Raw genomic sequence first — 25,824 nt, forward strand, 5'->3', positions numbered from 1 at the left:
CGATGCTCTGGCCGCCTTCCGCGCCGCGGGCGGGCGGGTTGAACGGCTCACCGGGAACCTCGACCGCGTGCTTGAGCGGGTTGTCGCAGCGGACCTGGTGATCGACGGCATCCTCGGCACCGGAGGGGTCGGCGGACTGCGCGGCGAGGCGGCCGAGCTGGTCACGAAGGTCAATGTTCGCGGAACCTCCGGCCGGGTTGTGGCGTGCGATGTTCCGAGCGGAGTCAACGCAGACACCGGCGCTGCCTCCGGCGAAGTATTGGCAGCCGATCTCACGGTGACCTTCGGCGGCCTGAAGTCCGGGTTGCTGGTTGGTGCCGGGGCGCGGCTGGCGGGACGCGTCACCACCATCGACATCGGCCTCGGCGACACGCTGGCCGAGCCCAGCCTCTACTCGCTGGAGCCGTCGGAATTCCACCTCCTTTATTCCCAGCCGCAACCGGCCGACCACAAGTACAGCCGTGGTGTTCTCGGCATCGCAGCCGGATCCGCACTGTACCCCGGAGCGGCCGTGCTTGCCACGGGCGCAGCGCTGGCTACCGGCGTTGGAATGGTTCGCTTCCTCGGCCCGGACGCGGTGACCACCCTCATCAACACCGTCCATCCTGAGGTGGTGTGCTCGCAGGGGGCGGTCGCCGACTCCCATGTGCAGGCGTGGCTCGTGGGGCCGGGCGCTACTGAGGATCCCAGCCAGCGGCAGCGGGCGCGCGACGCGATCGCTTCGGGCCTTCCGACCGTGGTGGACGCCGGAGCCCTCCCGCTGTTGCCGGAGAGGGTCGGGTCGCAGGTTATCCTCACCCCGCACGCCGGGGAATTGGCGGCGCTGTTCGAACGGCGCGGCGATACGGTGGAACGAGACGTCATCGAGTCCGAGCCCGTCGCCTTCGCCCTCCGCGCCGCGGAAGAAACCGGCGCCACCGTCCTGCTGAAGGGCAACACCACGGTGGTGGCAGCACCGGACGGCACGGTCTTCAGCCAGGCCGACGCCACGCCGTGGCTCGCCACAGCAGGCTCGGGCGATACCCTCGCTGGGATCCTTGGCGCGCTGGTCGCCACCAACACCCGCAATAGCGACGCCGGTGCCCGGCTGGGGCTGCCGCCGTTGTCGCGCTGGGCAGCGCTTGCAGCAGCAGCTGCGATGCTGCATGGTTTGGCCGGTCAACGCGCTGCGAAGCGCGGGCCGATTGTGGTGAGTGAGCTGCCACGCCATGTCCGGCTGGTTATCCACGAGCTGTTGCGGGACCCGCCCCGCGCTGACCAATAACTTACGTTCACCAAAATGTCAGATCCCTGCGCTATGAAAAGATGCAGGAGACGGCCCGAGCACATCGGGTGACACAAACAAGCAAGGAGCACATATGGAACTGTGGCCAGGAGATGCCTATCCGCTGGGGGCAACCTACGACGGCACGGGGACCAATTTCGCGCTCTACAGTGAGATTGCCGAGAAAGTGGAACTCTGCCTCATCCATGATGACGGCACCGAAACCCGCGTGGCCCTGAAGGAAGTGGACGGGTATGTGTGGCACGGATATCTGCCGCAGGTTGCTCCGGGGCAGAAGTATGGTTACCGCGTCCACGGCCCCTACAACCCAGCCGAGGGCCACCGCTGCAACCCCAACAAGTTGCTGCTCGACCCCTACGCCAAGGCCATCCACGGCGAGATGGACTGGGACCAGGCGTTGTTCAGCTACAACTTCGGTGACGAGACCTCCTATAACGACGAGGATTCGGCATCACACATGATGCTCGGCGTGGTCATCAACCCGTTCTTCAACTGGGACGGCGATCGGATGCCGCGGACCCCGTACCACCAGTCCGTGATCTACGAGGCGCACGTCAAGGGGCTTACCCAGCTGCATCCGGAGATCCCCGAAGAGCAGCGCGGCACCTACGCGGCCATCGCGCATCCGGCGATCATCGCCCACCTGCAGAAGCTGGGGGTGACGGCCATCGAGCTGATGCCCGTGCACCAGTTCGTCAATGACAGCACGCTGCAGGAGAAGGGCCTGTCCAACTACTGGGGCTACAACACCATCGGCTTCTTCGCGCCGCATAACGCCTACGGTTCCTCGGGGGATGAGGGCGAGCAGGTCCAGGAATTCAAGGCGATGGTGCGTGAACTGCACCTTGCCGGTATCGAGGTGATCCTCGACGTCGTCTACAACCACACGGCCGAGGGAAACCACATGGGGCCCACCCTGTCGATGCGGGGCATCGACAACTCGGCGTACTACCGCCTGGTTGAGGATGACAAGCAGTACTACATGGACACCACGGGAACCGGCAACTCACTGAACGTAGGACACCCCCATGCCCTGCAGTTGCTGATGGACTCGCTGCGGTACTGGGTGACCGAGATGCACGTTGACGGCTTCCGCTTCGACCTGGCCTCAGCGCTTGCCCGCGAATTCTACGAGGTGGACCGGCTCGCAACGTTCTTCGAACTCGTCCAGCAGGATCCGATCGTCTCCCAGGTCAAGCTCATCGCGGAGCCGTGGGACGTTGGTCCCGGCGGCTACCAGGTGGGCAACTTCCCGCCGCAGTGGACCGAGTGGAACGGCAAGTACCGGGACACGGTGCGGGATTTCTGGCGCGGCGAGCCCTCGAGCATCGGCGAGTTCGCCTCGCGGCTGACCGGCTCTGCAGACCTGTATGAGCACTCGGCACGCCGACCGGTGGCCTCCATCAACTTCGTCACCGCCCATGACGGCTTCACCCTGCGGGATCTGGTTTCCTACAACGAGAAGCACAATGAGGCCAACGGCGAGGACAACAACGACGGCGAGTCCCACAACCGCTCCTGGAACTGCGGTGAGGAAGGGCCTTCGGATGATCCGGTAGTGCAGTCCCTGCGCGCGCGCCAGCAGCGGAACTTCATTGCCACGCTCCTGCTCTCGCAGGGTGTACCGATGATCTCCCACGGCGATGAACTCGGCCGCACTCAGGAGGGCAACAACAACACCTACTGCCAGGATTCGGAGCTGTCCTGGGTGCACTGGGACAACCTGGACCAGCCGCTGCTCGAATTCACCGCCGCCGTGAACCGGCTCCGTTCCGAGCATCCTACGTTCCGGCGCCGTCGGTTCTTCGACGGACGTCCTGTGCGCCGCGGCGAGGGCGAGGCCCTGCCGGACATCGTCTGGCTGGATACCGCAGGTGATCTCATGGCGCCCGAGGACTGGGACTCCGGATTTGGGCGCTCCATCGGCGTCTTCCTCAACGGGCAGGGAATTCACGGGCGCGATCAGCGTGGCCAGCGGATCACTGACCTGAACTTCCTGCTGTACTTCAACGCCAATGATGAACCGGTGACCTTCACGATTCCCTCGGCTGAGTACGGGCCCATGTGGGACGAGGTCATCGACACCGCCGGCGTGTACGCGGACTCCGAGCCCATCCCCGCGGGAGGGACGGTGACCGTGGAGGCCAAGTCCATGGTCGTCCTGCGTGCCCATGAGGAAGCCGAAGATCTGGACCACTCGGTTGCCGCGTCACTGGCAATCCTCGCAAACGAGAACACCGGGAAGACAACCGCCCCGTAAAGGCTTGTCCAACCGCACTACCACACCTCCGAGGAGGCATTCGTGCTGACACCCAAGTCCACCTATCGGCTGCAGATTCGATCCAGCTTCGATCTGACCGCCGCAGCGGAGACCGTGCCCTATCTTGTAGACCTCGGGGTGGACTGGGTGTATCTTTCACCCGTCCTCACGGCGGAACAGGGATCCGACCACGGGTACGACGTCACCGATCCCACCTCGGTGGATCCGGAACGGGGAGGCACGGAAGCATTCGACGCACTGTGCCGGACGGCCCACGAGGCTGGGCTCGGTGTCCTCGTGGACATCGTGCCCAACCACGTGGGCGTTGCCACCCCGGCGCAGAACGCGTGGTGGTGGGACCTCCTGGCCAAGGGAAAGGACTCCCGCTACGCCGAGGCGTTCGACGTTGACTGGGACGCCGGCGGCGGCCGAATCCGGGTGCCGGTGCTCGGAGACAGCGACACCGAGGAAGACCAGCTCAAGGTCGTCGACGGCGAGCTGCACTACTACGAGAACCGGTTCCCCATCGCCGAGGGGACAGCGCAGCCCGGTGACACCGGTGCTCAGGTCCACGCACGGCAGCACTATGAGCTGGTGAACTGGCGTCGTGCGGACAGCGAGCTGAACTATCGCCGGTTCTTCGGCGTGAACACCCTTGCCGGGGTCCGGGTGGAGGTGCCGTGGGTGTTCGATGAGGCGCATTCGGAAGTTCGCCGCTGGTTCGCGGAGTCACTGGTGGACGGAGTCCGGATCGACCATCCGGACGGTCTCGCTGATCCGGCGGGCTACCTCGAGAAGCTTCGGGACCTTTCGGGCGGCGCGTACACGCTCGTCGAGAAGATCCTGGAGCCGGGTGAGGAGCTGCCGGAACGCTGGGCCTGCGAGGGAACCACCGGTTATGACGGACTGGCGGTGGTGGACCGGCTCTTCGTCGACCCTGCGGGTCAGCCCGCGCTGGACGCAGCCGTGCCCACCGAGCGCTTCGTTCACATGATCCACGGCACCAAGCGCGGCATCACTGACGGCATCCTGCGCTCCGAGGTGCTCAGGCTTGCCCGGCTTGTGCCCGGTTCCGCACAGCTTGATCCGGAACAGAGTGCCGACGCGATTGCCGAACTGCTGACGTGCTTCCCGGTCTACCGGAGCTACCTGCCCGATGGTGCGGACCACCTCGCCGATGCAGTGCTGAACGCCAAGGTTCGCCGGCCGGACCTCGGGCCCGTCATTGACGCACTGCATCCCCTGCTGAACCCTTACCTCTCGGACGCGAAAGCTGAACTGACGGAGCTGGCGGTCCGGTTCCAGCAGACCTCGGGCATGGTGATGGCCAAGGGTGTGGAAGACACCGCGTTCTACCGGTTCAACCGGCTGACCTCGCTCAATGAGGTTGGCGCAGATCCGTCAATCTTCTCGCTGGACACTCACGAGGTGCACCGCGCGCTGCTAGAGCGCCAAGAGTTCTCCCCTCTGACCATGAACTCGCTCAGCACACATGACACCAAACGCGGTGAGGACACACGGGCCCGCATCACGGTGCTTTCCGAGCTGGCAGGGGAGTGGACGGAGGCCCTCGACCAGCTCAACCGGCTGGCACCGATCGGTGACACAGCCTTCGCATCCCTGATGTGGCAGGCCCTGATCGGAGCCTGGCCGCTGAGCCGTGAGCGGGCCCACGCCTACGTCGAGAAGGCCTCGCGGGAAGCCGATGCCAGCACCCACTGGACGGCGCCCAATGCCGCGTTCGAGGAGAAAATGCACGACGCCGTCGACGCAGCCTTCGACCGCCCTGCGGTGAACGGCCTCATCACGTCGCTGGTGGAGAAGACGGCTGCGCCGGGGTGGTCGAACTCGCTGGGCGCCAAGCTCGTGCAGCTCACCATGCCGGGCGTCCCGGACGTCTACCAGGGCTCCGAACTGTGGGAGACCTCCCTGGTGGACCCGGACAACCGGCGTCCGGTGGACTTCGCGGCCCGCAAGCAGGGGCTCGTGGACCTCGCGTTCGGTGCGCTCCCGCAAATTGACGACGGCGGTATGGCCAAGCTCCTCGTCGTCTCGCGTGCCCTGCGGTTGCGCCGGGACCGGCCGGAACTGTTCTCCGGTTATCGTTCGGTGCTGTCCACCGGATCTGCTGCCGAGCACGCCTTCTCCTTCGATCGCGGGGGCGCAGTCACGGCCGTTACACGTCTTCCGCTGGGACTGGAGCGGGCCGGCGGGTGGCGGGACACCGCCGTCGTACTCCCGGAAGGCACCTACAGCTGCGCAATTACCGGCACCGGTTTCGAGGGTGGGCCGGTTCCCGCCGCACGGCTGTTTGAGACCTACCCAGTGGCACTTCTCGTGAAGGAGGAAGCTCAGTGAATCCAACGATCGCAGCACGCTCAAGGTTTGATGTTTGGGCGCCGAAGGCGCAGTCCGTAACGCTGGTGGCAAACGGCACTAACTACCCCATGGTTTCCCGCGAGGGCAGCTGGTGGGAGGCCCCGGAAGCTCCGGCCAGCGGTGAGGTGGACTACGGTTACCTGATCGACGGCGCTGATCAGCCGGTCCCCGATCCCCGGTCCCGGCGACAGCCGGAAGGAGTACACAAGCTCTCCCGAACGTTCGACGCCGGTGCCTACTCCTGGGGCGACAGCAGTTGGGCATCACCTGGGCTGGACGGGAACGTCATCTATGAGATGCACATCGGGACGTTCACGCCGGAAGGCACGCTGGACGCTGCCATCGGGAAACTCGATTACCTGGCGGGCCTCGGCGTGCAGTACGTCGAGTTGCTGCCCGTCAATGCCTTCAACGGCACGCATAACTGGGGTTACGACGGCGTGCTTTGGTACGCGGTGCAGGAAACCTACGGCGGGCCTGAGGCTTACCAACGGTTTGTCGACGCCGCGCACCAGCGCGGGCTCGGCGTCATTCAGGACGTTGTCTACAACCACCTCGGCCCCAGCGGCAACTACTTGGGCCTGTTCGCTCCGTACCTGACCGAGGGCAAGTCCAACACGTGGGGCGATTCCCTGAACCTGGACGGCCCGCTGTCCGATGAGGTCCGCCGGTACGTGGTTGAGAATCTGCTGATGTGGTTCCGGGACTATCACGTGGACGGGCTGCGTCTCGATGCCGTGCACGCCCTGCATGACGAGCGCGCCATCCACATCCTCGAGGAATTCGCGGTGGAAACGGACCGGTGCGCCGCGGAGCTCGGCAAGCCGCTGTTCCTGGTGGCGGAGTCGGACCTCAACAATGCGCGGCTCATCGCACCGCGCGGCGTCGGCGGCTACGGTCTGGCCGGCCAGTGGAGCGATGACTTCCACCACGCGGCCCACGTCAACGTCACGGGCGAGACAGTGGGCTATTACGAGGACTTCGACTCGATCGGTGCGCTGGCGAAGGTCTACACGGAAGGCTTCTTCCACAACGGAACCTGGTCATCCTTCCGCGAGCGTTCGCATGGACGTCCCATCGACCCCGCCAGGCACAGCCTGCACCAGCTCGTGGTCTGTACCCAGAACCACGACCAGATCGGCAACCGTGCGGCAGGTGACCGGATCAGTGCCTCGCTCAACACCGCCCAGCTGGCGCAGGCGGCAGCACTGAACATCGCCGGGCCGTTCACCCCGATGCTGTTCATGGGAGAGGAGTACGGCGCGCTCACGCCGTGGCCGTTCTTCACCTCTCACCCGGAGCCGGAGCTTGGAAAGGCGACGGCGGAGGGACGCCTGAGGGAGTTCGAGAAGATGGGCTGGGACCCGGACACCGTGCCAAATCCTCAGGATCCCGAAACCTTCGTCTCCGCGAAGCTCAATTGGACAGAGCAGGAGCGACCGGAACAGGCACGTCTCCTGAACATCTACCGTGAACTGATCGCGCTGCGCCGGAAGAACAAGGACCTGCACAACCCTGACTTCACGTCAGTGAAGGTCAGCTTCGACGAGGACCAGCGCTGGCTGGTGCTCCACCGGGGAGGCACCGCCGTCGTCGTGAACTTCGCGGACCGCGAGCGGGAGATTCCGGTGGCCGCGAAGAAGGTGCTGCTCAGTACCGAACCCGGGGAATCGATGGGGGACGGCACCGTCTCGCTTCCGGCGCACGGAACAGCAATCGTGAAGGTCTAGGAAGGGCAAGGCCACCATGCGCGAGCTCAGCACGGAGGTGCTTGTGGTCGGAGCCGGACCTACCGGCCTGATGCTCGCCGCCTGGCTGGCCAGGCTCGGTGTCGATGCCGTTCTCGTGGACGGCAAGAACGGACCCACCCGGGAGTCGCGGGCGCTTGGTGTCCATTCGCGCAGCATGGAAATTTATGACCAGCTGGGTGTGGTGGACCGTGTGCTTGCCGAGGGGTACTCGGCGGTGAAGATCCGTCCGGGCTATGAGAACCGTTCCTTCGGCGCCGTACCGATCGGCAGGTTCGGCGCCGGGCTGACGCCCTATCCCGGGCTCCACATCCTGGAACAGAGCAGGAATGAACGCATCCTGCTCGACCGCCTGATGGAACTGGGTGGATCTGTCGAGTGGCAGCTCCCGCTGGTCAGCCTGACCTCCGACGCCGGCGGTGTGACCGCGGAATGCAGCGGGCCCGCCGGGTCCCTGCGCGTCCGGGCGCGGTTCTGCGTCGGGGCGGATGGCGGTTCATCGGCGATCCGGAAGCTTGCGGGAATTCCGTTTGAGGGCCAGACCAACGAGCACACGTTCTACGTGGCGGATGTCAATGCTGTCTTGGGTGTCGCCGAGGACAGTGTGAACCTGCGCTTCGGGGCCGAGGAATTCCTGCTCGGTTTCCCGATGGGTCCCGGCGGCCATCATCGGCTGCTCGGGGTGTTGCGGACTGCCGGCAGTAAGGATGTTCCCGAGTCGCTGGCGCGTCAGCGCTTGGAAAAGGTGTTCGGCGTCTCCTACCGCGAGTCGCTCTGGTTCTCCACATACCGCATCCACCATCGCGTCGCAGCCCGCTTCCGGGAAGGTCCGCTCTTCCTTACAGGGGATGCCGGGCATGTCCATTCACCAGTCGGCGCGCAGGGAATGAACACCGGACTGCAGGATGCGCACAATCTGGCGTTCAAGCTGGCGGACGTGATTCAGGGCCGTGCCTCGGAATCCCTGCTCGACCGGTACGAGGTTGAGCGGCGACCGGTGGCGCTGCGCCTGGTCAACAGCACCGACTGGGTGTTCGGCCTGGTGACCTCCGACCACCGGGTTGCCCGCACCATCCGGCGCATCGCTCCGCGGCTCGTCGCCCCTGTGGCCATCCGGCTTCTTCCGCACTTGCCCATCGCGCCCAGGCTCTTCGGTTACCTGTCCCAGATCCGCATCCACTACTGGATGGACGGCTCCTCTCCTGGACGCCGCGGCCGGGTGATCGGCCGGAGACTGCCGTGGACCGGGTCGAATTTCGAGGCACTGCGCTCAGCGGCCTGGCAGGTCCACACCTACGGTGAGGTGGATTCGGAGGTGGCTGCCGCCGTCGGGCATGGTTTGAAAGTGCCGGTTCACTCATTCCCCGCAGCGGCCGGCAAGGGGCTTCAGGAGGGGCTGTGTTACCTCGTGCGTCCGGACGGATTTGTGGCGGGGGCAGCGCCGGTGCATACCGCGGTGTCGCAGTTACGGGCGCTCCTGCCTGATCAGTGGTTCGAGGCCAGGCCTACCAGCGACCTAGGATGAATTCATGACCTTTCACCCCGCGGACAACCGCTATGACACCATGCCGTACCGACGAGTGGGCCGCAGCGGGTTGCACCTGCCGGCCGTCTCGCTGGGGCTCTGGCACAACTTCGGCGATGACAAGCCGTTTGATGTGCAGCGGGATATTCTGCGGCGTGCGTTCGATCTTGGCGTCAACCACTTCGATCTTGCAAACAATTACGGTCCTCCCTATGGCTCGGCGGAGACCAACTTCGGCAGGCATCTCAAGGACGACTTCAAACCGTTCCGGGATGAGCTCGTCATTTCGAGCAAGGCTGGTTACGACATGTGGCCAGGCCCGTACGGCAACTTCGGGTCACGGAAGTACCTGCTGGCGAGCCTCGACCAGTCCCTGAACCGGATGGGACTGGACTATGTCGACATCTTCTACAGCCACAGGCCTGATCCGGAGACTCCGCTCGAGGAGACCATGGGTGCGCTGGACACCGCAGTGCGGTCCGGGCGGGCGCTCTACGCCGGTATTTCTTCGTACAGCCCGGAGAAAAGCGCTGAGGCAGCGGCGATCCTGGCCGATCTCGGCACGCCGCTGCTGATCCACCAGCCCTCGTACTCCATGCTGAACCGCTGGGTGGAGAACGGCGAGCCGAACCTGCCCGAGGTCCTTGAGCAGGTTGGCGCCGGTTCGATTGCGTTCTCCCCGTTGGCGCAGGGCCTGCTGACCAGCAAGTACCTCAACGGAGTGCCTGAGGGGTCCCGTGCGGCGTCGAACAAGTCGTTGTCCGAGGATCACCTGTCCGAGGACAATCTGCGGCGGGTCCGCGGACTGAACGGCATTGCGGAGTCCCGTGGGCAGACGCTGGCCCAGATGGCCATCGCCTGGATTCTGCGTCCGCAGGGCAAGGGTTCGCCCATCACGTCGTCGCTGATCGGAGCGTCGAGCGTGAAGCAGCTCGAGGACAGCGTGGGCGCCATCAATAACCTCGACTTCAGCGAGAGCGAGCTGCACGCGATCGACGAGTTCGCCGTGGAGTCGGACATCAACCTGTGGGCCAAAGCGCTCGAGGCGTAACAACAACTACTCAGCGTCAGCCTGCCGGTAGCGGCGCCCCCCCGTTCGCGCTGGCTCTCAGACGCGGGCGACTATGAGCCAGCCACGGCCCGGTGCATAGGGCAGGTCACGCACTTCGGTACTGGTGAAACCTGCTTTAGCCAGGGACAGGCAAAGCGCCTCTTGGGAGCGGAATCGCAGAGTGGACATGGAGTCGATGCGCTCACCATCAGCGTGGAAAATGGTCGGGGATTCGAACGTAACGAACTCCCCATCAACCTGGGTTACCTGAACCCAGTCCTCGACCGGTCCCTCTCCCTGGCAAGCCATTCCCCGTCATCAAGAAAGACCTGCGCGACATTGGCAGTCATTGTCGCCAGGTCGTACTGCCCTTCCTGGGAGGAATCTGCGGCAACATCCACCGCGGTTCCCACCAGCCATGTCACCCGGTCTGCCCCCGGTTTGGTCCGGGCGACATCCACCGAGGCCCCGGCAGGGTCGACCCCGAACACCTGGAGACTCCGCTCTGTTACCAGCCGGGAGCACAAGGTCCCTGTACCGCAACCAGCGTCGAGAACCGCTGACGAGCCGAACTCGTCCATAAGGTCCACATAGGTGTCCAGATCGCTGCGGTCGGGATCAAGAGGGTCATACACGCGGGCAACCCGTGGGTGATCGAAGATAGCGTCAGGCATCACACAGACGGTACCTCACCCACTAGGGCTCCAGGGATTTAGTGGGCTCCCGGAATTACCGCCAGAGATCCCGCAACCCCGGGAATGCCTTCTCGTACCCTCTAAGTAGCCGCTGCGCGGTATGCGCGGAGTCGATCAACGGATGCAGTGCGAAAGCCCGCCGCGCCAGTGAGCGGTCCCCCTGCACGACGGCGGCGATCACGTCCTGCTCGACTCCTTTGACCTGTGCCATGAGGCCGAGCTGGTGCGGCGTCGGCGTGCCCACCGGCAGAGCCTCGACGCCGCGGCCGGTGACGCGGGCCGGGATCTCCACCACGGCACCTGCGGGCAGTTGGGAGATTGTGTGCCCGTTGCGGATGTTGAGGATGAGCTCAGCAGCCTCGTCCCGCACCAGTGCACGCATTACCGTCAGGGCGACCTGCTCGTATCCACCGCCCGCCAGGTCCGCTTCATCGCGGGATTCCTCCTCCGTACGGGCTTCGGCAAGGTACCCCTCTTCCCGGAAACGCCGGGCTGCTTCCCAGACGGCGAACGGCGTATCGGTCACGAGCAGCTCCGGGTACAGACCCTCCTGCTGCCGAACCAGCGATTCGCCCCGGGTTTCGGCAGCGGCTGCGACGGACCGCCGGGCCTCCGCGTGGAAGTAGTAGTAGAAGAGATACTCGTTCGGGAGCGCACCGAGCATGTGCAGGAACTGCGGACCGAACACCCGGCCTTCCTCGAACGAAGCCAGCCGGGCAGGGTCGGCCAGCAGGGCGGGCAGGAGGTCATCGCCGTCGTAATCTAACGCCCGCAACCATCCCAAATGGTTCAGACCCACGTAGTCGACGCCGGTCAGGACACCGGGGGGCAACGGCACGCCGGCCGCAAGAGACGCCCTACGCACCAGCCCGGACGCGGAGTCGCAGATCCCGATGACGCGTTCGCCGAGGAGCGGTTGCAGAGCCTCGGTGATGATTCCGGCAGGATTGGTGAAGTTAATGACCCATGCATCCGGGCACACCGCGACGATCGCTTCGGCGACCGAGAGCATTTCCGGAACCGACCGCAGGGCATAGGACAGACCGCCGGCACCCACCGTTTCCTGCCCCAACAGCCCTTCGGCGATCGCCACCCGCTCGTCCAGCACGCGCCCGGAGGCACCGCCGGGACGGATGGCAACGAAGACGACGTCGGCACCCGCCAACGCGTCCTCCAACCGGTCGCTCACGGTGAGACGGGGCGGCTGCGAATCGTGCGGGAGCGGTAAGTCGCGGGCAACACGGGCGACGGCCGCTGCGCGGGAGGGATCGGCGTCGTACAGGCGGACGTCATGGACCAATCCGGCAAAGGCTCCCGAGCAGAGCGCACGGTAGATGAGGGGCACGCGAAACCCGCCGCCGCCGATGATAGCCAGTCTGATGGCATGCATGTGGTGATCCTTCCTGTCGCCTGAGCGCAGAGTAATGTGCCCTACATGGCCGCACCCAACCGCTTCGATCCGCTTGCCTCCGCACGGACCGGGAACGATCCGGAATTCGACCTCCTGCTGACCGGCTCGGTGTTCTTCGACATTATCTTCACCGGCCTCGAGGCGCTGCCCACACCCGGAACTGAAGCCTGGGCCGAGGGGATGGGCTCGTGCCCGGGCGGGGTGGCGAACCAGGCCATCGCGGCAAGCAGATTGGGCCTGCGCACCACCCTGGCGGCCGCATTCGGGGACGACGGCTACGGCGCCTTCAACCGCAGCATCCTCGAGGGGCAGGAACACGTTGACCTGTCCCGGTCACGCACCTTTGAGCAATGGCATTCGCCGGTCACGGTCTCGCTCTCGGTCAACAGGGACCGCTCGATGGTGACGCACGGACATCCCTCCCCGATCTCGGCCTCCGCACTTATCGCGGACCTGCCGCGCTGCCGGGCGGCCATTGCTGAGGTCGGTCCGGAGGTGGAACCTTGGGTGCCGGCAGCACACGCCCAAGGCATGCGGCTCTTTGGCGACGTCGGTTGGGACCCGAGCGGAACCTGGTCTTCGGAGGCGCTCGATTCGCTGCAGTTTTTCCACGCTTTCCTGCCCAACGAGACCGAGGCCATGGCCTACACCCGGACCAGCGACCCGTGGGCGGCCCTGTATGCGCTCGCCGATCGGGTACCGGTGGCAGTAGTGACGGTCGGGCAGCAGGGTGCCATCGCCGTCGACTCCCTGACCGGGGAGGAGGAATGGGTGCCCGCGCTGCCGGTGAATGCCTACGATCCCACGGGCGCCGGTGACTGTTTCGGCGCGGCTTTCGTGATGGGTGATCTGGCGGGGTGGCCGCTTGCGGACCGGCTGGCGTTCGCCAACCTGTGCGCTTCGCTGTCGGTTCAGGAGGTGGGCGGTTCCCTCGCAGCACCCGGTTGGGGAGACATCGCCGACTGGTGGCGGCGGGTGAGTGCCGAGCGCGATGGCGTGCGGAAGCAATGGCTGCGGCGCTACGCCTTCCTGGAGGACATCGTGTCGAACGTTCCTCCGTCAGCGGTGCGGCGCGCGAGCGCCACCATTGCGACGCAATCGGACGCGTAAGGGGGCTTCCAATCAGACCGTTCGCCAGTCGTCACTGGTGATATGGGATCCCGCCTGTGGCCCCATCTGTAGCATCCCGCCGTCCACAGCCCACGATGCGCCGGTGACGTAGCTGCTTGCGGGCGAGGCAAGGAATGCGATGACGGCGGCGATTTCCCGGGCATCGCCAGGGCGCCCCAGTGGTATGCCGGGACGGCTGATCTCGTGCGGGTCCTCGTTTTCCTCGTGCGTCATGGGAGTAGCGATCTCGCCGGGGAGAACCGTGTTTGCCGTGATTCCGCGGTCGCTGAGCTCAAGCGCAATGGTGCGGATCAGGCCGCCCAAGCCGTGCTTCGATGCGTCGTAGGCCGCTGCACCCACCCGGGGCTGTTCCTGGTGCACGCTCGTCACAGCGATGATCCGTCCACCTTTTCCCGCACTGACCATGTGCTTCGCCGCGCGCTGGATGCAGACAAAAGCTCCGTCCAGGTTCGCCCCCACGGTGGTGCGCCACGTATCCAGGTCCAGATCCAGGAACGGAGTTCCGTCACCGGTTCCGGCGTTGTTGACGAAGACGTCCACGCCGCCCAGCTCGTCAGCCAGCCGGTCGATGACGTCGCCGCACGCTGGGATGTCGGTGGTGTCGAGTTGCGCGACGGCCGCTTTTCGGCCTTGAGCCCGCACCTGGCGGGCTGTCTCCTCAGCCCCCTCTTGGTCCGAATGCCAGGTGACGCCGATGTCGCATCCCGCTTCTGCGAGTGCTACCGCGGTAGCGTGTCCGATGCCGGAATCAGACCCGGTGACTATTGCCGTTTTCGGTGAGAAGGTCATGGTCCATCCTGTCGCTCCCTGAAAGTTGAACGCAAGGGTGCACAGCGCGCGGTGCAGCCGGATTCCCGGCGGTCCGCCCGGAACTGACAGAATGGACCTGTGAGTTTTTCAGCAGGACCAGTACCGGAACGGCGTGTGGACATTGACCTCGCCGCGCTGCGGCACAACGTTCGCCACATCGCCGAGATAGCGAGCCCGGCACGCGTCATGGCCGTAGTGAAGGCGGACGGCTACGGACACGGCGCTGTTCCGGTGGCGATGGCGGCGCTGGAGGCGGGCGCAAGGTGGTTGGGCGTTGCCCACATCGCCGAAGCCGTTGAACTGCGCCGCGCCGGCATTGAAGCACCGATCCTCGCCTGGCTGCACACTGAGTCCAGTGATTTCGCCGCTGCCATCGAGCTGGGTGTGGACCTCGGCATTTCGGGTTGGGAGCTGGCTCACGTCGTCGCGGAAGCACGCAGGATCGAGCGTCCCGCGCGCGTGCACCTCAAGATCGATACCGGCCTGGGCCGGAACGGTTGCCCGCCGGAGCAGTGGGAAGCACTCCTGGGCCGGGCGCTGGAGCACCAGGAGGACGGGCTGCTGCGGGTGGTCGGAGTGTTCTCCCACCTCGCTGTCGCGGATGAACCCGACCGCGAAGAAACCGACGAGCAGATTGACCGTTTCCGGGAGGCTGTCGCAGTCGCCGAGGACGCAGGAGTTGACCTTGAGGTACGCCACCTGGCCAATACCCCCGGCACGCTCGCCCGGCCGGACGCGCATTTCGACCTTGTACGGGTGGGCCTTGGAATCTATGGGCTCTCGCCGTTTGACGGGCAGTCCTCGGAGGAGCTCGGGCTCCGCCCGGTCATGAGCTTCCGGACCACCATCGCCAATTGCAAGGAAGTGCCGGAAGGCCACGGTGTCTCCTACGGACTGGCCTACCGCACGGACAAGCGAACCACGTTGGGGCTCGTGCCGGTGGGCTACGGCGACGGCGTGCCACGAGTAGCAACCGGTGCCCCTGTCTCGGTCGGCGGCCGCTTCTACCCGGTAGTGGGCAGGATCGCCATGGACCAGTTCGTCATCGATTTCGAGGAGACCGGGATCGCGGACTCGGAGGACAGTCCACTGGGCCAGGAGGCGGTTCTCTTCGGAGCGGGCGGCGGCACGCCCACAGCCGATGACTGGGCCCGGGCAAGCGGCTCAATCAACTACGAGATTGTCACCCGCATCAGCCCCCGCGTGACCCGCCGGTATGTCGATTCAGAGGCTATTGACGCGGAGGCTGACCAGTGACCGGTCTTGTCTGGTCGCAGGAATTTTCCGTAGCATCCGTCGAGGAGTTGCAGGGCGCGGCCACAAGCATTGGAAGCCGGCTCGCCGCCGGTGACCTTCTCATCCTCACCGGCGAGCTCGGAGCGGGCAAAACCACCTTCACGCAGGGACTGGGCCGCGGGCTCGGCGTGCGGGAAGGCATCATTTCTCCCACCTTTGTGCTGGTCCGCAACCATCCCTCGCTCGCCGACGGGCCCGCGCTGGTCCACGTCGATGCCTACCGGCTCGAGTCAGACTCAGAAATAGACGACCTCGACCTTGAATCGACGCTGGACAGTTCCGTCACAGTGGTGGAATGGGGATCCGGCCGGGTGGAGCACCTGGCTGAGAGTTGGCTGCACATCACGCTGGTGCGTCCCGCCGCCTCTCCTGCTGCCGGTTCGCCCGCAGGGCAGGCGGCACCAACCGATGACGACGACGACGAACCGCGCCGGGTGCGCATCGAAGCCTTCGGTCCGCGCTGGGTGGACCAACAGCTGGGAGCGCTGGTCTAACGTGCTGATTTTGTCCCTTGACACGTCCGCCGCCGCCAGCGCTGGGCTGGTGCGCAACGGCGTCGTTCTCCAGCGGTTCGCCTCAACCGACACGCGCTCACACGCTGAAGTGCTGGCTCCCGCCGTCGAGCAATTGTTGGCAGACGCAGCAGTGCGCGGAACGGAACTCGATGCGATCGTGGTGGGCGTCGGTCCCGGCCCGTTCACTGGGCTGCGTGCCGGCATCGCGACGGCACGGATGCTGTCCTTTGTGTGGAGCGTGCCGCTGCACGGAGTGATGAGCCTGGATGCGGTGGCGCTCGACGCCGGGCACGCCGGGGGCGAGTTCGCGGTGGCCACCGATGCCCGGCGCAAGGAAGTGTACTGGGCGCGCTACCGGGCGGAATCTCCGTTGCCGGTCCTCGTGGACGGTCCGCATGTGGGCCCCGCGGAAGATGTTCCGAACCTGCCGGTGTATGGCCGCGGTGCCGGCCTCTATGCTGAGCGGCTGACCGGTTCAGCCGCTGCAACCGAACTCACGCCCGACGCCGCGGCGCTGGCTTTGGTCGCGGAGCATACCCTCGCCAGGGGTGGGACCCTGCGCCCGACTACTCCGCTGTACCTCCGGGAGTCGGATGCCAAGGTGCCGGGCCCGCGGAAGAAGGCGCTGCTGTGACGTTTACTCTTCGGCCCATGCGGCTGCAGGACATCCCCGCGGTCGGCATGCTGGAGCAGAAGCTTTTTCCGATTGATGCCTGGCCGTTGGAACTGTTCTTCGACGAGTTCGCCCAGACCGAGACGCGGGAGTACCTGATTGCCGAAGTTGATGGGGAGCTCATTGGCTACTGCGGCGTCATGGTGGTCGGTAGGACGGCGGACATCCAGACCATCGGTGTGCTGCCGGAGTATGAGGGCCGGGGAATCGGCACGGCAATGCTGACCAGCATGCTCAAGGAAGCGCGGCGGCGCGGTGCAGCGGAAACCCTGCTCGAAGTCCGCGAGGACAACCCGCGGGCGCGCCGGCTGTATGAGCTGTTCGGTTTCGAGCACATCCACACCCGGCGACGGTATTACCGCGATGGTGTAAATGCGCACGTCATGCGGCTGATCTTCGACTCCTCCGGCGCAGCGAAAGGTGATCATGAACCGGTCTGAACCCCTGGTGCTGGGGATCGAGTCCTCCTGTGACGAGACCGGCGTCGGAATCGTGCGCGGAACCACCCTGCTGACCAACGCCGTGTCATCCTCCATGGACGAGCACGTGCGCTTCGGCGGTGTCATTCCCGAGATCGCTTCCCGGGCACACCTTGACGCGATGGTGCCCACGCTTCAGCAGGCGCTCGACGAGGCCGGGGTGCAGCTGACCGACGTCGACGCGCTCGCCGTCACGTCGGGCCCCGGGCTGTCCGGAGCGCTGATGGTCGGCGTGGCGGCCGCGAAGGCGCTTTCAGTGGCGACGGGCAAACCGCTTTACGCGGTGAACCACCTGGTGGCACACGTCGGGGTAGGGCTGCTCGACTCCGGCGAACTGCCCGAGAACCTTGGGGCACTGCTGGTATCCGGTGGGCACACGGAGATCCTGCGCGTGCGTAACCTGGCTTCCGACGTCGAGCTGTTGGGTTCCACGATCGACGACGCCGCCGGTGAGGCGTACGACAAGGTGGCGCGCATCCTCGGTCTCGGGTATCCGGGGGGTCCGGCGATTGACCGGATTGCCGCGCAGGGCAATCCTGCTGCAGTGAGGTTTCCGCGCGGGCTGAGCCAGCCCAAGTACCTGGGGACCGCTGAGCAACCCGGCCCGCACCGGTATGACTGGTCGTTCAGCGGACTGAAGACCGCCGTCGCACGGTTCGTCGAGGACTGCGAGGCGCGCGGTGTCGAGGTGCCGGTCGCGGACGTCGCGGCGTCCTTTCAGGAAGCTGTGGTGGACATCATCACGTCGAAGGCGGTGCTGGCCTGTACCGAGAACGGCATCACGTCGCTGCTGCTGGGCGGGGGAGTGGCGTCGAACTCGCGGCTCCGTCAGCTGACCCGGCAACGCTGTGAGGCGGCGGGGATCACGCTCACTATTCCGCCGTCGTCGTTATGCACTGACAACGGCGCCATGGTGGCGGCTCTTGCCGCGCGCATCATCATGGACGGCGGCGAGCCCAGCGGGATCGGCTTCGGTACTGATTCCTCAATGCCGGTGAGTACGGTTCACCTCTAACCCTTCGCGTTCATTCACAGGACACGCCCCCAAAGGACGCGCAGAAGGGGAGTGTCCTGTGAATTCGCCGGGGGCTGTCGCTCGGGTGGCCTGCGGTTTACGGTAGTGCGATGACTACCTACTCGGAGCTGATTAGGACTGAGAATGCCCGCTTGACCGAGATCCTCGAGACTGTGGAGGACTGGAATGCCCCGTCGCCGTGTACCGGCTGGACCGTCCGCGATGTCCTTGACCACCTGATCGACACTGAACGCGATTTCCTGAGCCAGCATGACATTGACACGGGCTCCAGGCCGGACACGGCGCAGGACCCGGCGGGCGCGTGGAAGACTCATGCGTCGCGGGTTCAGCACGTCCTTGACACCGCCGAGCTCGCGGAAACGTCGTTCGACGGGTTTTTCGGGCCGACGACGGTCGGCGCTACGCTCGCAACCTTCTACGGGTTCGACCTGCTGGTGCATCGCTGGGATATTGCCCGCGGCGCCGGCAGAGACACCAAGTTCAACGAATCAGAGCTTGACCTCATTGAGAAGTCGCTCGAGGGATTCGGCGAGAACCTCTACATGGAAGGGATTTGCCGGCCGGCGCTTCCTGTCCCGGCAGATGCGGATCGGGCAACAAGGCTTCTGGCTCGGATGGGCCGCGACGCCGGCTGGCAGCCGGCCGTCAACGCCTGATTTAGGCGCGGAGCTGGCGCACCATATCCAGTACGACGGCGCTCAGGTCGCCATTGTTCTCGGCGGCGATACGGCGCTGGCGCTGGTAACCCGCGCCGCGCTGCAGGATTTTCTCAACGTCGGCGAGCTCCTGGCTACAACCAAGCTTCGCCGCGACGGGCTCGAGCCGGTTCAGCTCGTCTATCAGATGCTCGGTGACCAGGCGCTCGTTGCCGGCGGCGTCCAGAATGATGATCGCTTCCAGCCCGTAACGGGCGGCGCGCCACTTGTTCTCCTGCACATGCCAGGGCGGCATGGTGGGGATCGAACCGCCGTTGTCGAGGGTGGTTGAGAAGTCGTCCACGAGGCACTGGGTCAGCGCAGCCACCGCGCCGACGTCCTCGAGCGTCGAGAGCCCGTCGCACACGCGCATTTCAACGGTTCCAAGGTTTCCGACCGGGCGAATGTCCCAGCGGATTTCGCTCACCGTATCGATCACACCGGTGGTGAACATGTCCTGCACATAGGACTCATACTCCGCCCAGCTGGGGAACTGGAACGGCAGGCCGGCGGTGGGAAGCTGCTGAAACATCAGCGCGCGCTGGGACGCGTAACCGGTATCTTCGCCTCCCCAGAACGGCGACGACGCTGAAATCGCCTGGAAATGCGGGAAGTAATTCACCAGCCCATCGACCACCGGAAGCGCCTTGTCCCGTGAATCCAGACCCACGTGCACATGGACGCCGTAAATGACCATCTGCTGGCCCCACCACTGGGTGCGATCGATCAGCTTGAAGTACCGGTCCTTGTCCGTGACCGGTTGGGAACGCGGCGCACTGAACGGATGCGAACCGGCGGAGAACAGCTCAACGCCCATCGGGTCCGTGACCTGGCGCACCGCGGCGAGCGACCGGCTCAGGTCTTCTTTGGCTTCAGCGACGGTATGGCAGATGCCCGTCACAATCTCCACAGTGTTGAGGAGGAGTTCCTGCTTGATGTGGGGATGCTCGTCATCGGCCTGCAGCTCGGGATGCTGTTCGTTGACTCCGCGAAGTACCTCTTTGGCCACAGAGACCAGGTCACCGTTGTAACGGTCGACCAGGGCGAGCTCCCACTCAACGCCGAGGGTCGATTGCTCGGACTTCGCGAAATCAATCTTCAATGCTGCTCCTGACCGGTACCGGACTGTTGGAAATGTGTGCCTCGGTATCGCGCCATCGCGGGTGAGAACTGACCCAATAGTAGTGCAGGAGAGGTTCCGTTCTGCCGTGTGAAGCGACCACCCTCAGGAAACGACCGGCATAATTGACGGGTGCCGATCCTGAACAAAGACATGGTCCTGTGTATCTCCCTCGCCGCCCGGCCGAGCAATCTAGGAACCCGCTTCCACAACTGGCTGTATGACCAGCTGGGCCTGAACTACATCTACAAAGCGTTCACCACCACGGATCTTCCGGCAGCCATCGGCGGCGTACGCGCGCTGGGGATTCGCGGGTGCGCCGTATCGATGCCATTCAAGGAAGACGTCATCGAGCTGGTGGACCGCATGGATCCCTCCGCGCTGGCCATCGATTCGGTAAACACCATCGTGAACGACGACGGCGTCCTCATCGCCTACAACACCGATTACCTTGCGGTCGCGGAACTGATCAAACAGCGCTCGGAGGTGACGCCGTCGTCGTCGGTTCTGCTGCGCGGCTCCGGCGGAATGGCCAAGGCTGTTGCCGCGGCCGTACGGGACGCGGGCTTCACCCGGGTGACGGTTGTTGCACGGAACGAGGAGGCCGGCAGACGCCTGGCAGGGTTGTACGGGTTCCAGTGGCAGGCCGAGCCGGGAAACTCCACCGCGGACCTGCTCATCAACGTAACGCCGCTCGGCATGGCCGGGCAGGACGAGGAGGTACAGTCCTTCAGCGACGAGGCGATTGCTGCGGCGTCGCTGGTGTTCGACGTCGTTGCGTTGCCGTCGGAGACGCCCCTCATCAGGGCGGCCCGGCGCGCAGGCAAGCCCGTGCTCACCGGAGCCGAGGTGATTGCGCTGCAAGCGGCCGAACAGTTTGTCCTCTACACCGGCGTGCGTCCATCGGCTGAGCAGATCCGCCAGGCGGGAGAGTTTTCGCGGCAGCCTGCGTAGCTGCCAGAGCAGTACCGGATCTAGCCCAGTACAGGATCGACGACGACGGCGACGCGCTCTTCGCCGATCCGCGTCAGTACCAGCGTGGCCTTGTTTGTTGCCTTCTTCGAGCCGGCGAGGAGCTGCTTGCGCAGCTCTTCGGGCGTGACTGAGGTTCCGCGCTTTTTGATGTCGAGAATCCCGATGTCGTTGGCCTTGACCCACGCTTTCAACGCCTTGACGTTGTAGGGCATCACTTCGAGGACGCGGTAGGGCCGGGCGAACGGGGTGTCTACCAGCTCCGGCGCGCAGATGTAGGCGATGTGCGGGTCGACCAGGTGCCCGCCGATGGAACGAGCAACGTCGGCTACCAATCCGGCCCTGATCACAGCGCCGTCCGGTTCGTAGAGGTAGCCTTCCACCGGACCGATAGGGGCGTCGTCGTCCTCGCCGAAGTTGGTGTGGCTGGTCAGCTCAGTGGCGCCGTCCGCGCCGATGAGCAGGGCGCCGCGGCGGACGTTGTCGCGGCGGAGGGCGTTGAACCAGAGCACTACCTCGGCAACATCGCCGTCCACGCTTACCCACTGGGCTTCGCAGTTGGCCGGAACCGCGTCATGCGGGATCCCGGGCCCGAGCTTCACACCCACAGGCATGCCGGTGTCCGCGAGGCTCTCCACGAAGGACAGGGGAGGCGAGAAGGCTTCCGGGTCGAAGAGGCGCCTGGTGCCTGAGCTGGAAGTGGTCCGTCGGGCGGGGTCCAGCCACACGCCGTCGTACTTTGTCAGGTCAAGGGAGGAGGCATCAGTGTTGACAACGGTCGCGTTGGACCACGGCAGCAGATTCATGGTGGCGGCAGCGGCGGTGGTTTCGTCGAGTTCGACGGCGGTGACGTCGCGTTCCAGCGTGGCGAGGGCCATCGAGTCGGCGCCAATCCCGCAGCCAAGGTCTGCGACCTTCTGGACGCCGGCAGTGACGTAGCGTTGGGCGTGGCGGGCGGCGACGCTGAGGCGGGTTGCCTGCTCGAGGCCGGCTGGGGTGAAAAGCATCCGGTCGGCGAAGGGACCGAACTTCACCTGAGCCTTCGCACGGAGCCGGGACTGGGTGAGGGCTGCATTGACGACGTCGGGGGAGTGGCCCGCCGCGCGGAGCTGTTCGTTGAGCCGGAGGCTGTCCGCTTCGGAGTACGGTCCGAGAGAGTTGAGCAGCTCCCAGCCCTCGGGAGTCAGGATGGGCTCAAGGAGGTTCTGGGTCACGGTGTCGCTTTCAACTGGAGCTTTCGGCGAGGGGCTGGGTCCGGTTCTTCAGTCTAGGGGTTGTGCCCGGGGCCGGATCCCCCACGTCCTGCTGTGAAAGTCCGCGCATCACCGGCGTGTTCCCGCCGACACGCCCCTGCCGGCTCCAGGAAGCGGGGAATTCGGACCGGCGCAGGGGGCCCGGCCCGCCCTGCAACACCACCCCTCTGGCACTCGCCTTGACCGAGTGCTAACCGTTGCATAAAGTCAGACTTGGCACTCTCACTATGAGGCTGCTAATCCTTCGAGGATGCGCCAACCGGCACCGCGACGACGGTCAGCGCCTGCTCGATACCCAAAGATTCATTCAAACCAAGTGAAGGAGAGGTCCGAGTGTCGGTCTCTATCAAGCCTCTTGAAGATCGTATTGTCGTCCGCCCGCTGGAAGGCGAGCAGACCACCGCATCCGGTCTGGTCATCCCGGACACTGCCAAGGAAAAGCCCCAGGAGGGCGAAGTTGTCGCAGTAGGCCCCGGCCGCGTTGATGACAATGGCAACCGCGTTCCCGTTGATGTAGCTGAAGGCGACGTCGTCATCTACTCCAAGTACGGCGGAACCGAAGTCAAGCACGGAGGCCAGGAATACCTGGTTCTTTCCGCTCGCGACGTTCTGGCGATCATCGTCAAGTAGTTGTGCAGAAGAACCCCGGTCAGCATCGGCCGGGGTTCTTTCCTGTCAGTACACATTCCTGCACAAGCCTGAAAGGAACGAAACAACATGGCAAAGCAGTTGGAATTCAACGACGCCGCCCGACGCAAGCTCGAAGCAGGCGTCGACAAGCTGGCCGACACCGTCAAGGTGACTCTCGGCCCTCGTGGACGCAACGTCGTCCTCGACAAGAAGTGGGGCGCCCCCACCATCACGAACGACGGCGTGACCATCGCCCGTGAGGTGGAGCTGGACGACCCCTATGAGAACCTCGGCGCGCAGCTCGCCAAGGAAGTTGCCACCAAGACCAACGACGTCGCCGGTGACGGCACGACGACGGCTACCGTCCTCGCGCAGGCACTGGTCAAGGAAGGCCTGCGGAACGTTGCAGCAGGCGCTGCCCCCGGCGCTCTGAAGCGCGGCATCGAGGTCTCCATCGAGGCCGTTGCTGCCCGTCTGCTCGAGAACGCCCGCGAGGTCGTTGGCAAGCAGACAGCAAACGTCGCAGCCATCTCCGCCCAGAGCCAGGAAGTCGGCGACCTGCTCGCCGAAGCTTTCGATCGGGTCGGCAAGGACGGCGTCATCACGATCGAGGAATCCTCGACCACCCAGACCGAACTTGTCCTCACCGAGGGCATGCAGTTCGACAAGGGCTTCCTGAGCCCCTACTTCGTCACTGACGCAGAGCGTCAGGAAGCCGTCCTCGAAGACGCGCTCATCCTGATCAACTCCGGCAAGATCTCTGCTCTGCAGGAATTCCTGCCGCTGCTCGAGAAGGCGCTGCAGGCAGGCAAGCCGCTGTTCATCATCGCCGAAGACATTGAAGGTGAAGCGCTGTCCACCCTGGTGGTCAACAAGATCCGCGGCACCCTCAACGTCGTAGCAGTCAAGGCTCCCGGTTTCGGCGACCGCCGCAAGGCCATGCTCCAGGACATCGCCACCCTCACCGGTGCGCAGGTTGTCTCACCGGATCTCGGCCTCAAACTGGACCAGGTCGGTCTTGAGGTTCTGGGCTCGGCCCGCCGCATCACCGTGACGAAGGACAACACCACCATCGTTGACGGCGCAGGCAGCGAGCAGGACGTCGCGGACCGCATCGCTCAGATCCGCGCTGAAGTTGAGCGCACCGACTCCGATTGGGACCGCGAGAAGCTCCAGGAGCGCCTCGCGAAGCTCGCCGGCGGCGTCGGCGTCATCAAGGTCGGTGCAGCCACCGAAGTTGAGCTCAAGGAAAAGAAGCACCGCATCGAGGACGCAGTGTCCTCGACCCGCGCCGCCCTTGAAGAGGGCATCGTGGCAGGCGGCGGTTCCGCTCTGATTCACGCCTCGAAGGTCCTCGATGAGGACCCAAGCGTGCTCAAGCTCGAGGGCGACGCCGCGACCGCCGTCGGTCTCGTGCGCCGCGCCCTGGTCCAGCCGCTGCGCTGGATCGCCGAGAATGCCGGCTACGAGGGTTACGTCGTCATCGACAAGGTGAGCCAGCTTGAGGTCGGCCACGGCTTCAACGCCGTCACCGGTGACTACGAAAACCTGGTCGACGCCGGCATCATCGACCCGGTCAAGGTCACCCGGTCGGCACTGCGCAACGCAGCGTCGATCGCGGCACTGGTTCTCACCACCGAAACCCTCGTGGTTGAGAAGCCGGTTGAGGAAGAAGAGCAGGGCCACGGCCACAGCCACTAGCGACACAGGGCGGGCGAGGACAGTGACCCACACAGGGAAAAGTCCTGAGCGCCGCCCCTGAGGCTGATGTCCTACCAGCGCCCCGGTCCACACGGACCGGGGCGCTGGTGCGTGAGGGTCCCCCAGCCTGGTGGGGATAACCCCACCAGACGCCGAGGCAAATAGGGGGTACGCACCAGAGACGCGGTGGTACCTCCAAGGGAAGGATTGGAGTATCACTTCCAGTAACAGCGAAAGGCACTTCCTTGAACGAGCGTGCACAACGCCGCCGCGGTTGGTTTGACCAGCTCACAGCGGATATCAGCTACAACTTCGCCGGTTTCTTCATCGGCCTGCCCGCTTTTGTGCTGGCGATTGCCCTATTCAGCGCGGGAATCAGCACCGCAATCATCTACATCGGCGTGTTCATCCTCGTAGGTGGGCTGTACACCGCGAGGTTCTTCGCATCAGCAGAGCGCCAGCTCGGCGAGCGGAACCGCGGGCCCTTGCCGCCCGTCTACTACAAGAGCGGCTCCAACAGCTCGAGGCTGCGGGCCGTCCTCGTGCCCATCACCGATCTCCAGTCCTGGAAGGACTTGATCCACGCCGTCGTCAGTTTCCCGGTCCGGGTCGCCGCCTTCTCGATCACTCTCACCTGGATTGCCGGCGCGCTCGGAGCAATGACGCAGTGGATGTGGATGCGGTTCATTCCAGGGCCACCCAGTGATATTTGGGACCTGCTGGGAGTCGATCCTGCACTTCATTGGCTCTTCCAGTTCGCCACCGGGCTGGTTCTCCTGCTCACCCTTCCGGCTGTCGCGAAAGGACTTGCCCTGCTCCAGCGCGCCCTCGCTGTGGGTCTGCTGACCAACGAACGCCGGCACCTGCAGGAGAGGACCGAGTACCTCACCAACTCCCGTAGCTCGGTGGTAGCAGCTGAGGCCGGAACGCTCCGCCGGATCGAGCGGGACATTCATGATGGTCCCCAGCAGAGGATCGTTCGGATGGCCATGGACCTCGAATCCGCGAAACGGCGGCTGCAGCCCGGCGACTCTGAAACCCGTGAGCTGATTGAAGGCGCGATCGATCAGTCCCGCGAGGCCCTGGCAGAACTGCGCTCGCTCTCCCGCGGGATCGCCCCGCCGATCCTCATCGAACGCGGGCTGCCGGCTGCGCTCGA

At 65.0% G+C, this 25,824-nt stretch carries 23 protein-coding genes; 17 read left to right on the plus strand and 6 right to left on the minus strand.

Annotated elements, in window-relative coordinates:
* From P4U43_RS13410 to mgrA, 6 genes are all read left to right on the plus strand, one after another.
* Positions 1 to 1,264, plus strand: a 1,264-nt coding sequence (locus P4U43_RS13410; protein WP_277359169.1) for a bifunctional ADP-dependent NAD(P)H-hydrate dehydratase/NAD(P)H-hydrate epimerase, incomplete at its 5' end; no start/stop codon positions are given.
* A 94-nt stretch (positions 1,265 to 1,358) separates the two neighbouring features.
* Positions 1,359 to 3,545, plus strand: a complete 2,187-nt coding sequence (gene glgX / locus P4U43_RS13415; RefSeq protein ID WP_277359170.1) for a glycogen debranching protein GlgX — start codon at positions 1,359 to 1,361, stop codon at positions 3,543 to 3,545.
* A gap of 42 nt (positions 3,546 to 3,587) precedes the next feature.
* Positions 3,588 to 5,903, plus strand: a complete 2,316-nt coding sequence (gene treY, locus P4U43_RS13420) for a malto-oligosyltrehalose synthase (protein WP_277359171.1) — start codon at positions 3,588 to 3,590, stop codon at positions 5,901 to 5,903.
* Complete coding sequence (gene treZ / locus P4U43_RS13425; RefSeq protein WP_277359172.1) at positions 5,900 to 7,654, plus strand: malto-oligosyltrehalose trehalohydrolase; 1,755 nt, start codon at positions 5,900 to 5,902, stop codon at positions 7,652 to 7,654. The genes treY and treZ overlap by 4 nt, the downstream gene beginning before the upstream one ends.
* Before the next feature lie 16 nt (positions 7,655 to 7,670).
* Positions 7,671 to 9,197, plus strand: a complete 1,527-nt coding sequence (locus P4U43_RS13430) for an FAD-dependent monooxygenase (RefSeq protein WP_277359173.1) — start codon at positions 7,671 to 7,673, stop codon at positions 9,195 to 9,197.
* A gap of 4 nt (positions 9,198 to 9,201) precedes the next feature.
* Positions 9,202 to 10,248: an L-glyceraldehyde 3-phosphate reductase gene (gene mgrA / locus P4U43_RS13435; protein WP_277359174.1), complete on the plus strand. Its 1,047-nt coding sequence runs from the start codon at positions 9,202 to 9,204 to the stop codon at positions 10,246 to 10,248.
* Between the two features lie 57 nt (positions 10,249 to 10,305).
* Here mgrA and P4U43_RS13440 read toward each other — a convergent pair whose 3' ends face one another.
* The 3 genes from P4U43_RS13440 to P4U43_RS13450 are packed head-to-tail and all read right to left on the minus strand — an operon-like array spanning position 10,306 to position 12,324.
* Positions 10,306 to 10,557, minus strand: coding sequence for a hypothetical protein (locus P4U43_RS13440; RefSeq protein WP_277359190.1), 252 nt, complete (start codon positions 10,555 to 10,557; stop codon positions 10,306 to 10,308).
* Entirely contained in the window at positions 10,512 to 10,922 is a 411-nt protein-coding gene (locus tag P4U43_RS13445) for a class I SAM-dependent methyltransferase (protein ID WP_277359175.1), read from the minus strand. The genes P4U43_RS13440 and P4U43_RS13445 overlap by 46 nt, the downstream gene beginning before the upstream one ends.
* A gap of 55 nt (positions 10,923 to 10,977) precedes the next feature.
* The gene (locus tag P4U43_RS13450; protein WP_277359188.1) at positions 10,978 to 12,324 is read right to left on the minus strand and encodes a family 4 glycosyl hydrolase; all 1,347 of its coding nucleotides are present in this window, start codon (positions 12,322 to 12,324) and stop codon (positions 10,978 to 10,980) included.
* A gap of 54 nt (positions 12,325 to 12,378) precedes the next feature.
* Between P4U43_RS13450 and P4U43_RS13455 the strand changes: the two genes are divergently transcribed.
* On the plus strand, positions 12,379 to 13,464 hold the full coding sequence (locus tag P4U43_RS13455) for a PfkB family carbohydrate kinase (protein WP_277359176.1): 1,086 nt from the start codon (positions 12,379 to 12,381) through the stop codon (positions 13,462 to 13,464).
* Between the two features lie 12 nt (positions 13,465 to 13,476).
* On the opposite strand, the gene P4U43_RS13460 is transcribed toward P4U43_RS13455, so the two are convergent.
* On the minus strand, positions 13,477 to 14,274 hold the full coding sequence (locus P4U43_RS13460; RefSeq protein ID WP_277359177.1) for an SDR family oxidoreductase: 798 nt from the start codon (positions 14,272 to 14,274) through the stop codon (positions 13,477 to 13,479).
* A 99-nt stretch (positions 14,275 to 14,373) separates the two neighbouring features.
* On the opposite strand from P4U43_RS13460, the gene alr reads away from it, so the two are divergent.
* The 6 genes from alr (at position 14,374) to P4U43_RS13490 (ending at position 18,950) form a co-directional block, all read left to right on the plus strand.
* Positions 14,374 to 15,552 carry an alanine racemase gene (gene alr, locus P4U43_RS13465; RefSeq protein WP_277359178.1) on the plus strand — a complete coding sequence of 393 codons (1,179 nt, stop codon included), beginning with the start codon at positions 14,374 to 14,376 and terminating at the stop codon, positions 15,550 to 15,552.
* Positions 15,549 to 16,085 (plus strand): tRNA (adenosine(37)-N6)-threonylcarbamoyltransferase complex ATPase subunit type 1 TsaE, encoded by a 537-nt coding sequence (tsaE, locus tag P4U43_RS13470; protein ID WP_404800743.1) that lies wholly within the window; start codon positions 15,549 to 15,551, stop codon positions 16,083 to 16,085. The genes alr and tsaE overlap by 4 nt, the downstream gene beginning before the upstream one ends.
* Before the next feature lies 1 nt (position 16,086).
* A complete protein-coding gene (tsaB, locus tag P4U43_RS13475) occupies positions 16,087 to 16,740 on the plus strand; it encodes a tRNA (adenosine(37)-N6)-threonylcarbamoyltransferase complex dimerization subunit type 1 TsaB (RefSeq protein WP_277359179.1) in 654 nt (217 codons plus the stop codon).
* Between the two features lie 17 nt (positions 16,741 to 16,757).
* On the plus strand, positions 16,758 to 17,219 hold the full coding sequence (gene rimI / locus P4U43_RS13480) for a ribosomal protein S18-alanine N-acetyltransferase (protein WP_277359180.1): 462 nt from the start codon (positions 16,758 to 16,760) through the stop codon (positions 17,217 to 17,219).
* The gene (gene tsaD / locus P4U43_RS13485) at positions 17,206 to 18,273 is read left to right on the plus strand and encodes a tRNA (adenosine(37)-N6)-threonylcarbamoyltransferase complex transferase subunit TsaD (RefSeq protein WP_277359181.1); all 1,068 of its coding nucleotides are present in this window, start codon (positions 17,206 to 17,208) and stop codon (positions 18,271 to 18,273) included. Before rimI ends, tsaD begins: the two co-directional genes overlap by 14 nt.
* 110 nt (positions 18,274 to 18,383) lie before the next feature.
* Positions 18,384 to 18,950 (plus strand): TIGR03086 family metal-binding protein, encoded by a 567-nt coding sequence (locus tag P4U43_RS13490; RefSeq protein WP_277359182.1) that lies wholly within the window; start codon positions 18,384 to 18,386, stop codon positions 18,948 to 18,950.
* Position 18,951: 1 nt separating this feature from the next.
* Here P4U43_RS13490 and P4U43_RS13495 read toward each other — a convergent pair whose 3' ends face one another.
* Positions 18,952 to 20,091: a glutamate--cysteine ligase gene (locus P4U43_RS13495; RefSeq protein ID WP_277359183.1), complete on the minus strand. Its 1,140-nt coding sequence runs from the start codon at positions 20,089 to 20,091 to the stop codon at positions 18,952 to 18,954.
* Positions 20,092 to 20,241: 150 nt separating this feature from the next.
* Here P4U43_RS13495 and P4U43_RS13500 point away from each other — a divergent pair, with 150 nt between their 5' ends.
* Positions 20,242 to 21,063 (plus strand): shikimate 5-dehydrogenase, encoded by an 822-nt coding sequence (locus P4U43_RS13500; RefSeq protein WP_277359184.1) that lies wholly within the window; start codon positions 20,242 to 20,244, stop codon positions 21,061 to 21,063.
* 20 nt (positions 21,064 to 21,083) lie between these two features.
* On the opposite strand, the gene P4U43_RS13505 is transcribed toward P4U43_RS13500, so the two are convergent.
* Positions 21,084 to 22,295, minus strand: coding sequence for a THUMP-like domain-containing protein (locus P4U43_RS13505; RefSeq protein ID WP_277359185.1), 1,212 nt, complete (start codon positions 22,293 to 22,295; stop codon positions 21,084 to 21,086).
* A 372-nt stretch (positions 22,296 to 22,667) separates the two neighbouring features.
* On the opposite strand from P4U43_RS13505, the gene groES reads away from it, so the two are divergent.
* The 3 genes from groES to P4U43_RS13520 all read left to right on the plus strand — a co-directional run.
* On the plus strand, positions 22,668 to 22,964 hold the full coding sequence (gene groES / locus P4U43_RS13510) for a co-chaperone GroES (RefSeq protein WP_204531574.1): 297 nt from the start codon (positions 22,668 to 22,670) through the stop codon (positions 22,962 to 22,964).
* An 87-nt stretch (positions 22,965 to 23,051) separates the two neighbouring features.
* The gene (gene groL, locus P4U43_RS13515; protein WP_277359186.1) at positions 23,052 to 24,665 is read left to right on the plus strand and encodes a chaperonin GroEL; all 1,614 of its coding nucleotides are present in this window, start codon (positions 23,052 to 23,054) and stop codon (positions 24,663 to 24,665) included.
* Positions 24,666 to 24,910: 245 nt separating this feature from the next.
* On the plus strand, positions 24,911 to 25,824 hold a 914-nt coding region (locus P4U43_RS13520; protein ID WP_277359187.1), incomplete at its 3' end, for a sensor histidine kinase.

Source organism: Arthrobacter vasquezii (assembly GCF_029455255.1).
Classification (GTDB): Bacteria; Actinomycetota; Actinomycetes; order Actinomycetales; family Micrococcaceae; genus Arthrobacter_D; species Arthrobacter_D parietis.

Coding starts and splice junctions, on each gene's coding strand:
- groL (WP_277359186.1), top strand. CDS start 23,052: ATGGCAAAGCAGTTGGAATTCAACGACGCCGCCCGACGCAAGCTCGAA.
- P4U43_RS13440 (WP_277359190.1), bottom strand. CDS start 10,557: ATGGCTTGCCAGGGAGAGGGACCGGTCGAGGACTGGGTTCAGGTAACC.
- P4U43_RS13460 (WP_277359177.1), bottom strand. CDS start 14,274: ATGACCTTCTCACCGAAAACGGCAATAGTCACCGGGTCTGATTCCGGC.
- rimI (WP_277359180.1), top strand. CDS start 16,758: ATGCGGCTGCAGGACATCCCCGCGGTCGGCATGCTGGAGCAGAAGCTT.
- P4U43_RS13445 (WP_277359175.1), bottom strand. CDS start 10,922: ATGCCTGACGCTATCTTCGATCACCCACGGGTTGCCCGCGTGTATGAC.
- P4U43_RS13430 (WP_277359173.1), top strand. CDS start 7,671: ATGCGCGAGCTCAGCACGGAGGTGCTTGTGGTCGGAGCCGGACCTACC.
- mgrA (WP_277359174.1), top strand. CDS start 9,202: ATGACCTTTCACCCCGCGGACAACCGCTATGACACCATGCCGTACCGA.
- glgX (WP_277359170.1), top strand. CDS start 1,359: ATGGAACTGTGGCCAGGAGATGCCTATCCGCTGGGGGCAACCTACGAC.
- P4U43_RS13490 (WP_277359182.1), top strand. CDS start 18,384: ATGACTACCTACTCGGAGCTGATTAGGACTGAGAATGCCCGCTTGACC.
- P4U43_RS13455 (WP_277359176.1), top strand. CDS start 12,379: ATGGCCGCACCCAACCGCTTCGATCCGCTTGCCTCCGCACGGACCGGG.
- tsaD (WP_277359181.1), top strand. CDS start 17,206: ATGAACCGGTCTGAACCCCTGGTGCTGGGGATCGAGTCCTCCTGTGAC.